This is a genomic window from Patulibacter sp., assembly GCF_030655195.1.
Taxonomy (GTDB): domain Bacteria; phylum Actinomycetota; class Thermoleophilia; order Solirubrobacterales; family Solirubrobacteraceae; genus Patulibacter.
In genome coordinates this window covers 1-12,379 of record NZ_JAURWA010000040.1, presented here as the reverse complement: position 1 = coordinate 12,379, position 12,379 = coordinate 1, and the positions used below count along the sequence as shown (strand labels likewise).

Annotated in this window: 8 protein-coding genes; 4 read left to right on the top strand and 4 right to left on the bottom strand. The window is 73.7% G+C overall.

The annotated features are described in order from the left end of the window. Position 1: 1 nt before the first annotated feature. Positions 2–2,083, bottom strand: a complete 2,082-nt coding sequence (locus Q7T67_RS04115; protein ID WP_304786280.1) for a PHP domain-containing protein — start codon at positions 2,081–2,083, stop codon at positions 2–4. 237 nt (positions 2,084–2,320) lie between these two features. Between Q7T67_RS04115 and Q7T67_RS04110 the strand changes: the two genes are divergently transcribed. Continuing rightward, a complete protein-coding gene (locus Q7T67_RS04110; protein ID WP_304786278.1) occupies positions 2,321–3,544 on the top strand; it encodes a hypothetical protein in 1,224 nt (407 codons plus the stop codon). 331 nt (positions 3,545–3,875) lie between these two features. After that, positions 3,876–5,993: a hypothetical protein gene (locus Q7T67_RS04105; protein ID WP_304786276.1), complete on the top strand. Its 2,118-nt coding sequence runs from the start codon at positions 3,876–3,878 to the stop codon at positions 5,991–5,993. 160 nt (positions 5,994–6,153) lie between these two features. On the opposite strand, the gene Q7T67_RS04100 is transcribed toward Q7T67_RS04105, so the two are convergent. Both Q7T67_RS04100 and Q7T67_RS04095 read right to left on the bottom strand, forming a co-directional pair. Further along, complete coding sequence (locus Q7T67_RS04100) at positions 6,154–7,308, bottom strand: inositol-3-phosphate synthase (protein ID WP_370695358.1); 1,155 nt, start codon at positions 7,306–7,308, stop codon at positions 6,154–6,156. Between the two features lie 511 nt (positions 7,309–7,819). After that, positions 7,820–8,428: a CDP-alcohol phosphatidyltransferase family protein gene (locus Q7T67_RS04095; protein ID WP_304786272.1), complete on the bottom strand. Its 609-nt coding sequence runs from the start codon at positions 8,426–8,428 to the stop codon at positions 7,820–7,822. 118 nt (positions 8,429–8,546) lie between these two features. On the opposite strand from Q7T67_RS04095, the gene Q7T67_RS04090 reads away from it, so the two are divergent. Then, a complete protein-coding gene (locus Q7T67_RS04090; protein WP_304786270.1) occupies positions 8,547–9,539 on the top strand; it encodes a decaprenyl-phosphate phosphoribosyltransferase in 993 nt (330 codons plus the stop codon). 206 nt (positions 9,540–9,745) lie between these two features. Here the strand turns inward: Q7T67_RS04090 and Q7T67_RS04085 are convergent, their stop codons facing one another. Next, positions 9,746–11,821 carry a glycosyltransferase family 39 protein gene (locus tag Q7T67_RS04085; protein WP_304786268.1) on the bottom strand — a complete coding sequence of 692 codons (2,076 nt, stop codon included), beginning with the start codon at positions 11,819–11,821 and terminating at the stop codon, positions 9,746–9,748. Between the two features lie 114 nt (positions 11,822–11,935). Here Q7T67_RS04085 and Q7T67_RS04080 point away from each other — a divergent pair. After that, positions 11,936–12,379: MauE/DoxX family redox-associated membrane protein (locus Q7T67_RS04080; protein ID WP_304786266.1), on the top strand; the 444-nt coding region annotated here is incomplete at its 3' end.

Below are 12,379 nucleotides of genomic sequence, written 5' to 3'. Positions count from 1 at the left end.
GTCAGCCGCGCGTGGCGCGGCGCACGCGCCGCTCGCGGACCAGCCGCCGGGCCGGCGCCGGGGTGGCGACGGTCTCGAGGAACTTCAGCGCCTGGACGTAGACGAGCGTCCCGGACTTCGTGCGGATCTCCGCGTCGGCGAGCGAGGCGAGGAACTCCTCGGGCCCGTCGAAGTCGCGCATCCGCAGGCGCACCGACCCCAGGCCCTGGGCGACGTGGCTGTCGGATCCCGCGCCGGCGACCATCCGGTACTTCGCGGCGAACCGGGCGGCCTCCTCGTTGAACGAGGCGATCGCCACGCGCGGGTTGAAGACCTCGACCGCGTCGATCTCGTGGACGATGTCGAGCATGTGCTCGTAGTCGGGCACGGAGTGCATGCGGTCGAACGGGTGCGGCACGTAGACCAGGCCACCCTGCCGCCGGATGTCGGCGATCGCCTCCTGCAGGGTCACGCCCTTGGGGATCTTCTCGTCGATGAAGAGGCCGATGACCTCGCCCTGGTCGGCGGTCTTGACCTCCTCGCCGATGATGATCTTCACGCCGTACTCCGCGGCCTTCAGGGCGGCCTCGTGGGCGCCGGAGACCTCGTTGTGGTCCGTCACGGCGATCGCGCCGAGGCCCTGTTTGCGCGCGGCGTCCAGCAGCACCTCGACCGGCGTGGCGCAGTCGCCGGAGTGGTCCGTGTGCATGTGCAGGTCGACGTCGATCAGCGGCCGCTCGCGGAGCCGGGCGACGACGGCGGGGTCGAAGCGGCCGCGGTCGTGACGGCGGGCGAGGAGCGCGTCGTAGCGGTCGACCACCCACGCGGTGTAGGCGTCCCAGTCCGGCTCCGTCAGCGGGTCCTCGCGGGCCGCGTCGCGGAACCGCGCCAGCGCCTCGGGGCGCTCGATCAGCCGCTCGAGCTGCTGCACGAGCACGTCGACGTCGCCGGGCTCGAACAGCGGGCCGCGCACGCCGCCGTCGGTCAGCTCGTCGTGGACGTCGATCCGGCTGGCCACCGGCACCGTGCCGTTCTGGAGCGCCTCGACGAGGACGTGGGGCGCGGGCCGGGTCCCCGAGGACGCCAGGACCACGACGTCGGCGTCCGCGGGCAGGACGGGGGAGGGCACGAACGCGACGCGGTCCCGGACGCCGGCCCCGAGGTTGCCGGCGCCGACGGGCACGACGTCGTCGTCGGCCACGACCACGGTGGCGCGCCAGTCCAGGTCGGTTCCCAGGCGACGGAGGGCCCGCATCGCCGTGCGGCGCGCGGCACGCTCCTCGTCCAGCGGCAGCACGATGTGGACGGGGCGTCGGGCCGCGAGGGCGGTCGACGGGGCGGCCGCCGGGGCGTCGGTACCGGGCGCACCCGGCGCGTCGCGGTCCGCCGGGTCGTGGCCCTCCGCGTCGTCCGGGGCGCTCGTGCCCGGGAGCGCGACGCCGTCGGGGACCTCGTCGGCGGCCAGGCCGGCGTAGGGGGGCGGGGGGACGCGCGGGGCGTAGCCGCGGCCGATCGGGAACGAGCGGGCGACGAGCGCGGCGGTCGCGGCACTCGTCGCCAGCCGGTCGTCGAGCCGCCCGAGCAGCCGGCCGGAGCGCTTGCGGAGCAGGTCGCTGCCGCCCCCGGAGCCCGAGGCCCCCGCGCCCATCCCCGCGATGAAGCGCTCGGCGGGGAGGTGGAAGGTGCCGACGTTCAGCGCCCGGCTGTGCCGCAGCGCGGCGCTGCAGACCGACGGGCCGAACGGCTCGTGGACGTGGACGAGGTCGAAGGGGATCTGCGAGAGGGCGTCGTCGACGGTCCGCGCGGCGTCGACCGCCAGGGCGGGCGCACGATCGACGCCGGGGATGGCGGGGAGCGCCTCGCCCACCGTGAGGACGACGGGATCCGCCCCGGCCTCGGGCAGGAGCAGCGCGGCCTCCGACTTCAGCCGGCGTCGGGTCTCGGCGACGCGGGCGTGGTCCCGCGACGCGGTCAGGACGACGACGCGGTGGCCGAGCGCGCTGAGCTCGTCCGCCAGGCGCAGGACGTGCGCGGTGACCGGGTGGTCGGCCTCCAGCGGGTACGGCGTGACCTGGGCGATCGCCAGCGATTCGGCTGCGGACACCCCCGGAGCATAGGCCAGGGGTCGCGTCGTGCACCGCTCGCGCGGGCGGTGCACGACGGGGCCGCGGCCGACCGGGGACGCGACGCGGGCGCGGTCTCCCGGCGCGGTCGTCGCCCGGCGGGGAGCGCGTCGTCACCGCAGGCGAGGCGCCTACGCCGATCGGTGCCCCAAGGCTCCCCCGATGGTGGGAGGGCAGAATTGGCGCACGGAACCGCGAAGGCCGTTACCCTCGTGCGCATGTCGGCACACAGCACTTCAGGCCTCGGTCGCCGCCTCGGCGTCGCGGCCGCCACGGTGGGCGCCGGGGCGCTCATCACCGTCTCCGGCGTCACCGCCGCGTCATCCTCCGCCGCGACCGGCGAGCAGGCCACCACCCGCGCGGGGTCCTGCGCGACGAACTACGTCAGCGACGGGTGGGTCGGCAAGTACGGCCAGAACCTGCAGACGATCGCCGGGAGCGGCGAGATCACCGAGCCCGAGTTCTCGCTCGACGGGCGCAAGAACAAGCGCCTGGCGTTCGTGTCCACCGGCACGAACGTCGCGGGCACGCAGCCCGGCATCAAGAACGTCCTCGTCTCGACCCGCATCGGGCAGATCGCCAACGACGGCGGGCCGTGGCTCCGGGGCGGCACGACGGTGATCTCCGCCGGCACGGGCGGCCCGGCCAACGGCGACTCCTGGCATCCGTCGATGTCGGGCTTCACCGGGAAGGGCGACGCGGCCAAGGGCCCGTCCAAGATGGCGTTCCTCTCGAAGGCGACGAACCTGCCGGGCGGCAACCCGACCGGCGTCTCCGCCTACGTCGCGAACGCCGGGGGCGGCGGGATCAAGCGCCTGAACGTCCCCGAGACGGCGACGGGCGTCGGTATCTCCGGCGACTCGAAGGTCCTCTACGTCACGACCGACAAGGGCATCTTCGTGGTCAAGGGCGGCAAGGCCAAGAAGCTCGCCTCGGGCTCGGGCTTCAACACGCCGACCACGACGCTGAACGGTGCCCAGGCGGCCTACGGCCAGAACGGCTCCATCTACACGATCACCGCCAAGGGCAAGCGCAAGAAGGTCACCGAGGGCAGCGACCCGCAGGCCGACGGCGGGTTCCCGGGTGGCGGGCGCCAGCAGGGGCTCGTGCGGGCGGTCTCGTTCCACCGCGGGGGGACGGCCTACAAGTTCGGCATCATCGCCTCGCGGTCGGCCAAGGGCCTGAAGGCCGTCGGGCGCACCGCGACGTCGACCTCGATCAACGGCGGCGGCAGCGCGACCGCGTTCGGCAACGGGCCCAACGCCTGCCTCATCGTGCAGGTGCTCGACTCGGGCAAGACCGGCGGGTACGACGTGCCCCAGGGGCAGTGCCCGGCAGGTCAGGGCGACGTCACCGACGTCGGGGTGAGCACGCGGTACAACTACCTCGCGTTCTCCTGCTCGCGCGGCGGGCTCTACCTCTACCACGTCGGCGGCAAGTAGCCGAGGGCGCGCCCACGCCGGCCGCCGGGGCGCGGTCGGCGGCGCGCGCAGGCCGGTCGCCGGGGCAGGTTCGGCGCAGCACCTCGGCCGGCCGCCGGGGCACGGCCCGGGGCTCGACGCGGAGGAGCGGGCCCGGGGGAGGCCGCCCCGATCGCCGGTCGGGGGCTGACGTTCCGCGATCACCCCGGGCGACGTGGATCTCACCCCGGTGCGTCGTTGCTTGGCGCAACGGGTACGTCGTAAGGTCGGCAGGCGCGCGGCGCAAGCGGCGTGCCCCTACCCCGGTCAGGCACCCTCGATCGGGCCGGAACCCCCGATCAAGGACCCCCCGATGTCACGACGACTCCTCGCCGTCCCACTGGCCCTCCTCGGCCTGCTGCTCGCCGCTCCCGCGGCCCTGGCGGTCGGGCCATCGGCGATCGGCACCGGCTCCGACGGCACCTCGTACGTCGGCTACCCGCTGACGGGCGGCATCCAGCGCATCGCGGTCGACGGGTCGACGACGGCGCTGTCGTCCTGGGGCTCGCCCGGCACGGGTGAGGGGCAGCTCGGCGGAGCGGTCGGCGTCGCGGTCGCCGCGGGCGCCGACGGTCACGTCTGGGTCCTGGACACCAACCGTCGCGTCCAGGAGTTCACGCGGGGCGGGCAGTTCGTCCGCGGGACGCAGCTGCCGGCCTGCACGAACGGGACCCCCGACGCCACGAAGTACGGCGGCATCGACGTCCGTGTCGACGGCGCCGCCTCCACGGACCCGGTCGCGATCTACGTCGCCCACCCGTGCGCGAACCAGGTCCTGAAGCTCAACCCGTCGACGCTCGCGGTGACGCAGACCGCGACGACGACCTCCCGCCCCGGGCGGATCGCGTCCCCGCGGTATCTCACGGGCCCCACGAACACGCGGGCCGTGTACGTCGCCCTGCCCGACGCGAGGGCCGTCGCGTCGTACGCCCCGACCGACCTCGGCGTCGGCCCGGACGCGCTGCGGAGCTACGACTACACCCCGTCGGACCTCTTCATCGACGAGTTCGGCGTGCTCGCGGTGGGCGACACGACGAACCAGGGCATCCGCCTCTACGGCTCTGACGGGAACCAGTTCCGCTACCTCGCGGGCTCGGGCAGCTCGCCCGGGCTCGTCACCGACGTGCAGGCGTTCGACGTCGCCGGCCAGGACGGGACCGACAAGGCGGGCAATCTGTTCATCGCCGACTCCGGGAACTCGCGGGTCCAGCGGCTGACGTCGTTCGGCTCGACGATCTGGACGGCGGCCGCGACCGGGACCTCCGGGGGCCCGGCGACCCAGACGCCGACCAACACGGCGGTCCCGACGATCTCCGGGACGGCCACGGTCGGACAGACCCTGACCTGCGCCCCCGGCACCTGGACCGGCACCCCCTCGTTCACCTACGCCTGGCGCCGCGGCGGGACGCCGGTCGCCACCGGCGCCTCGTACGCCCTCGTGGCGGCCGACGCCGGCCAGCCGATCACCTGTGTCGTGACGGGCACGAACGGCGCCGGCTCGAGCTCCGCCACCAGCGCGGCCGTCACCCCGGCGGCCGCGCCGACGACACCGACCACGCCGACCACCCCGGTGGCGGCGCCCGTCAACACCGCGCGTCCCGGCATCCAGGGCACCACGGTCGTGGGCAACACGCTGACCGGCACCCAGGGGTCGTTCAGCAACACCCCGACGGGCTACGCGTACCAGTGGCGCCGCGACGGGGCCGCGATCACGGGCGCCACCGGCACCACCTACGCGCTGGTCGCGGCGGACGCGGGCAGGACGATCAGCTTCGCCGTCACCGCCACGAACGCCGGTGGCTCCGCCACGGCCGTGAGCGACGGCGTCGCCGTGACCGCCGCGCCGGCCACCCCGTCGACGCGGGTCGGCGTGACGATCAACGGCGGCGCCGAGGCCACGAACACCGCGTCGGTCTCGCTGCGGATCCGCGAGCCCCTCGGTGCGACCGCGGTCGTCATCAGCAACGACGGCTCCTTCGACACCTCCTCCCAGGTCGCCGTGGCCGCGAACGACACCTACGCGTGGACGCTCGACGCCCGCGGGAGCGAACGCCGGGCGCGGGTCGTCTACGTCCGCTTCGTCGGCGCGCTGATCGACGGGAACCAGACGTTCACCGACGACATCCTGCTCGACACCACCGCGCCGACGGTGACCACCGCGACGATCAACGCCAGGACGACGGCGAGGACCGCCACGGCGAAGGTCGCGGCGACCGACAGCGGCTCGGGCGTCAGCACGATCCAGTACGCCAGGAACCAGAGCACGACGGGCGCCAGGACCCTGAAGCTGGCGAAGACCCGCTCGTTCAAGGTCAAGCCGAAGAACGCCCGCTGGGTCCGCGCCGTCGACGTCGCCGGCAACAGGTCCAAGTGGAAGCGCATCGCCTACAAGGCGCCGAAGAAGGCGAAGAAGGCGGCCGCGAAGGGGTGAGCCGCCCCGCCCCGTGGGGCGGACCCCACGGGCGGGCCGCTGTCGCGCGGCCCCGAGGACGACGAAGGCCCCGGAGCGCGCTCCGGGGCCTTCGTCGTTCCTGCGGTGCCCGGCGCGGAGCCGGACGGGCGGGTCCCGTGGCCGGGGCCCGCCGAGGGAGCTAGTTGCTCGGCGCGGCGGCGGCCTTGGCGGCCTGCGCGACGCCCGCGTCCTTGCCCTTGTTCTCCTCGATGAACGCGTCGGTGTCCAGGCGCGCGATGTCGTCGGGCCGCTGGTTGTGCGGCGACTTCATGAGGTACGAGGACGGGCCGTCGAGCTGACCGGAGATGCCGTTGTTCAGCGCGAGCTTCACGAGGCGGGCGGCGTCGATGATCACGCCGGCGGAGTTCGGCGAGTCCCAGACCTCGAGCTTGAGCTCGACCGTCAGCGGCACCTCGCCGAAGGCCTTGCCCTCGAGGCGGATGTGCGCCCACTTGCGGTCCGTCAGCCACGGCACGTAGTCCGACGGGCCGACGTGCACGTTCTCGGGCTTCATCTCGACGCCGGCGACCGAGGTCACGGCGTTGGTCTTCGAGATCTTCTTGGACTCGAGGCGCTCGCGCTCGAGCATGTTGAAGAAGTCCATGTTGCCGCCGACGTTCAGCTGCGAGGTGTTCTGCAGCACGACGCCGCGCTCGTGGAAGAGGCGGGCGAGCGAGCGGTGGACGATCGTGGCGCCGACCTGCGACTTGATGTCGTCGCCGATGATCGGGAGGCCCTTCTCCTCGAAGCGCTTGTCCCAGTAGTCCTCGCGGGCGATGAAGACGGGGATGCAGTTGACGAAGCCGCACCCGGCCTCGAGGACCTGCTCGACGTACCACTTGGTCGCCTGCTCGGACCCGACCGGCAGGTAGGAGACGACGACGTCCGTCTTCGTGTCTTTGAGGATCTTGACGATGTCGGCCGTCTCGCCCTCGGCCTTCGTGATCTTCTGCTTCAGGTACTTGCCCAGGCCGTCGTGCGTCATGCCGCGGTGGACGGTGACGCCGGTCTTCGGGACGTCCGCGAACTTGATCGTGTCGTTCGGGTAGGCCCACATGGCCTCGGAGAGGTCCTTGCCGACCTTCGTCTCGTTGATGTCGAACGCGGCGGTGAACTCGATGTCGTTGACGTGGTAGCCGCCCAGGTCGACGTGCATCAGGCCCGGAACGTTCTGCGTGGCGTCGGCGTTCTTGTAGAACTCGACGCCCTGGATGAACGAGTTGGCGCAGTTGCCGACGCCGATGATCGCGACGCGCACCTTGTCGCGCTGGTAGCGCTCGGTGTCGTTGGACAAGGCGGTCCCGTTGGTGGTGCTCGTGCTCACGGTGGTCCTAGGTTCTCGTTGAGGGCCGGCGGCTGATGGGGCTCGGTGCCCTGGAGCGTCGCGCTCCGCGGGCTGGTCGGCCATCCCGCCGGCGGGAGGTCCAGAGCCATGAACCCCAGCGGCGGGGGCCGGTTACAACCCCGAGGGGTGCGTCCGGCCCGCCCCGCGGGTGCGTCACACGGGTGACGCACCAGGGCTGTGCCTCGATGGTTGCAGGTCCGGAGCGGTCGTGGGGTCGCGCGTGGCGCCCGTCGGGGGCTCTTGCCGACCGGCGGTCAGCGGGACGGGCCTGCGCCCCGCGCGTCGCTGCCGACCGACGGTCAGCACGGAAACCCCGGTGGCGACTGGGGACTCGCGGGCGTCGTGATCGCGCGGCGGCCGCTCCCTTGCCGACCGGCGGTCAACGAGCGGTCCGGAACATAAATCTTCGCTGATGTTGACCCGCGGTCAGCGGCGCGGGCCGATCGGCCCGTCCGGGCGGTCAGTCGCGCGGGGCGTTCAGCTGCGCGCGCACGTGCAGCATCCGCTGGAGCGTCGTGAAGACGCCCAGGGCGGCGAGGACCCAGATCGACACGTCGAGCAGGTTCAGCCCGTCGACCAGCTCGCCCTCGGCGAGGACGAGGCCGATGGCGAGGATGACCACGCGGACCGCGCGCGAGCCGAAGCCCGCCTTGCCGTCGAGTCCGAGGCCCTCGGCGCGGGCGCGGGTGTAGGAGACCAGGAGCGACGAGACGGCCGCCAGGGCGGCGATGCCGGCGTTGATGTCGTCGCCGTTCTTGGCGTAGACCATCACCACGGCGGTGAGGACGATGCCCTCCTCGATGCGGTCCAGCGTCGAGTCGAGGAAGGCGCCGAAGGTCGTGCCCTTGCCCGACATCCGCGAGTAGCGGCCGTCGAGGGTGTCCATCACGGAGCCGAGGATGAACGCGACGCCGCCGAGGACGAAGTGCTCCTGCCAGACGAGCACCGCGGCGACGAGGTTGCCGATCAGCCCGGCGAACGAGATCTGGTTCGGCGTCAGCGGCAGGTCGACGAGCCACTGCTGGAACTTGGTGCGCTCGGGGGTCGGGGTCTCCGCGGGGGTGCTCATGGGCCGCGCAGAGCGTACGGCCTGCGGCGGGCGGTCCGCGCGCCGGTCTCGCGTCCCGGGCCATCGCCGCCGCGCCACCGCGTGGTGGCCCGCACCCCGATCCGGCAGACTGGGGCGCGTGTCCGGCGAACTCCCAGGGTCCCTGACCGACGTGCCCCCGCCGTCGGGCGAGCCCGACCCCGCCGCCGATCCCGGGCCGTCGCTCGCGATCCCCGAGACCGTCCCGCCGCCCGAGCCCCGGACGGTCGGCTCGATCGCGCGGGGTCTCGTCCGCACCGGCCGGCCGAAGCAGTACGTCAAGAACGTCCTGGTCTTCGCGGCACCGGCCGCCGGCGCGGGGCTCGGCGACGCCGACGTCATCCTCAAGGCGCTGCTCTGCTTCGTCGCGTTCTGCCTCGTCTCGAGCGCGACCTACATCCTCAACGACGTCGGCGACGTCGAGGCGGACCGCGCCCATCCGACCAAGCGTCAGCGGCCGATCGCCTCGGGCGTCGTCCCGGTGCCGATCGCCCTGGTCGCGGTCGTCGGGCTTCTGGTCCTCGGCCTGGGTCTCGCCTACGCGATCTCCTGGCAGCTGGGCCTGCTCCTGACCGCCTACAAGGCGTTGACGATCGCCTACACCTTCCGCCTGAAGCACACGGCGATCCTCGACATCGTCGTCGTGGCGACGGGCTTCGCGGTGCGGGCGATCTCGGGCGGCGTGGCCGTCGACATCGCGCTGTCGCAGTGGTTCCTCGCCGTCACGTGCTTCGGGTCGCTGTTCATGGTCGCCGGCAAGCGGCACGGCGAGCTGCTGCACGTCGGCGAGGGCGGGGCCACCCGCAAGGCGCTCACCCAGTACACCGTCGAGTACCTGCGCTTCGTCGTCACGATGGCCGCGTCGGTGACGATCCTGACCTACTGCCTGTGGGCGTTCGAGCACCCGCGCACCAGCGACATCCCCTGGTGGGGCCTGTCGATCGTGCCGTTCGTGATGGGGATCATGCGCTACGCGCTCCTGGTCGACCAGGGCAAGGGCGGCGCGCCGGAGGAGCTCGTGATCCGCGACCCGGGCCTGCGGGTCATCGGCATCGCCTGGGTCGCGCTGTTCCTCGGGTCCGTCTACCTCTGAGGGGGTTGCGGCGGCTCTGAGGGGCTCGCGGCGGTCGATGGGCGGGCGGCGCGGCGCCGCCCGCACGCGCGACCGACGCAGGAAGGTGCCGCCGGACGGCACGAGCCTGCGTCACCGGGCCGCCGTCCACCACCGACGCAGCGACGTGCCGCCCCGCGGCACCGACCTGCGTCACCGGGCCGCCGCGACCACCCGGCCGTTCCGGGTCAGCGCGTGCGGTCGCGCTGCACCGGGACGACCTTCGGGGTGCAGTCCTTCAGCCGGTAGACGCGGATCGACGGGCCCGGGCGCTCGTAGCGCAGCTGACCGAAGTTGAAGGCCATGTCGTACTGGAAGTAGTGCTTCGAGCCCGGACCGTCGAACGGCCGGGACTCGAAGGCCAGGTCCGACTGGCGCTCGAGGGCGCGGTAGTACCGGATCGCGTCGGGGACGCGCCCCGGGTTGTTGAACACGCGCCCGGTCTGCAGCGACCCGGAGACGATCCAGCAGGCACCCTTCTCGCGGTAGAAGTCGAGCATCCCCGGGAAGACCGTGAAGCCGTAGTTGGCGAAGTCGGCCGAGCGCTTGATCCTGCTCTCGAGCCTCGGGTACTTCCGGATCAGCGCCCGCTTGTCCGCGCCGGTGCGCGTCAGGCGCTCCCAGCGGTACCCGGCGCGGGAGCCGTCCTTGACCACGGCACCGTCGGCGTACCACTCGCGCGGGACCATCGGCTCGACCACGATCGTCGTGCGGGCGGGGATGTTCTCCACCATCCAGTCGCGCGCCTGGGACCGCGTGTCCTCGCGCGTGAGGACGACGTCGTTGTGGACCACGAGGACGAGGCCCTGGGCCAGGACGGCCAGCACCGCGACGCCGGCCAGCGCGGTGCGCAGCCGCCCCGAGGCCCGCAGGCGGTCGAGCACGAGCGCGCCGAGCCAGACGGCGCCGGCGGCGGCGAGGATCGCCAGCACCGGGTAGATCGGCATGCCGTAGCGGGCGAAGTACCGGCCCTGCGAGCCGACGTAGAGCAGGAAGATCAGCGGCGCGGGCACCAGCAGCAGGAACTGCCAGCGGTCGCGCAGCAGCGTGCGGACCCCGCCGACGACGCACAGGAGCAGCGGCGCGACGCCGAAGCCCCAGGTCAGCGACCACGCGTAGTAGCGGTAGCCGGAGCGCTGCGTCTCGCCCAGCAGCAGACCGCCCTTCGTGTAGTCCGAGAGGTGCTCGACCTCGGAGCGGAAGAACCCGGGCCGCAGCACGGCGTAGGGGTCCATCAGGAAGAAGCAGACGACGCCGACCACGCCCGCGAGGACGAGGCCGACGACGGCGGGGCGCCAGTGGGGGAGGCGGCCGGTCGCCCGGTGGCCCGTCCCGGGCGCACCGTCGCCCGCGGCGGCGTCGCGGGCGTCGGTGTCCGCAGCGGTCGTCGCCGTGGCGTCCGCCCGGGTCGCACCGCCGGCCGCACCGGAGGCGGCCCGGCGGACGGCCTTCGGCTCGGCCGGGGCGTACGCGCCGCGGGCGCCGGGGCGCAGGTCGCCGATCCGCACGCCGAGCGCGTGGATCGCGGCCGCGGTCAGCAGCGGGAGCCCGATGAAGGCGGTGTTGTACTTCACGCCGAAGCCCAGCCCGATCGCCGCGCCGGCGAGCACGTAGTCGCGCCGCCGGCCGTACCGGACGATCCCCGCGATCGCGAACAGCGCGAGCGCCGTGGCGGCCAGCGACGGGCCGTCGTTCAGGGCGAGGTGGCCGTAGTGCGCCGGCAGGAAGGCGAAGGCGAGGATCGCCGCGGAGAGCAGGCCGACGCGCCGGTCGAAGAGCCGGGAGCCCGCGGCGTACATCAGCGCGATCGCGGCGGTCGACAGCACCGCGGAGGAGACGCGGGCGATCGTCCAGATCGCGCCGGGGTCCGTGTTCCACGCCCGGACGACGCCGTCGCTGCCGCCCTTGAAGATCCAGAGCGCCGCGGCGATCCACTGCGTCAGCCCGGAGGGGTTGAGCTGGTAGTCGGGGTCCAGCGAGGACTCGCGGAAGTACGCGACGGCCCGCGGGACGAAGTGCGAGCGCTCGTCGAGGTTGTAGGCGTACGGCAGGCCCCAGCGGATGCCCCAGAGGCGCAGGACCAGGCCGCCGAGGACGACGAACGCCAGGGCGATCAGCCAGGGGCGCGCGGGCGCGGACAGGCGCCCTGACCGGCTCGGGGGGCGGTCCGGGCCCTCGGCGACGGGCGCCGCGTCGGCGTCCGTCGGGGGCGTCGGCGGCTCCTCGGGGGACGAGGGGCCGGAGCGATCACCGGGCGACGACATCGTCGGGGACTGTAGCCGCGGGGGTGCACCGCACGCGCGGCCCACCGGGGGCGGGCGCGGGGCGGGGCCGCCCCGACCACCGGGCTCCGGCCGGACGGCCGCTATCGTCGGCGCATGCCCGCGGCCCTGATGCTGCTGCTCGCCGGCGTCTTCCTCGCCTCCGGGACGGCCAAGCTGCGGGACCCCGCCGGGATGGTCGTGCTCCTGCGCCAGGCCGTCTCGCCCGCCGTCCCCGCCTTCGCGCTGACCCGTGGCCTGGCGCTCGTCGAGCTCGCGCTCGGTCTCGTCCTCCTCTCGGGCGCCGCGACGCGTCCGGTGGCCGTCCTCGCCGGGGCGGTGCTCGCGACGTTCACCGTGGCCCTGCGCGTCGCGGCCCGCCGGGCGCCGGAGGCCGCGGCGTCGTGCTCGTGCTTCGGCGGGTCGGGCGACGCACCGGCCGGCCGGGCCGTGGCGCGCAACGCGCTGCTCCTGGGTGCCGCGGTGGTGGTGGCCGCCCGGCCACCGGGCGCTCCGTGGGAGCTGGCCGCGGACGAGCTGGCCGGCGCGCTCTGCGTCGCG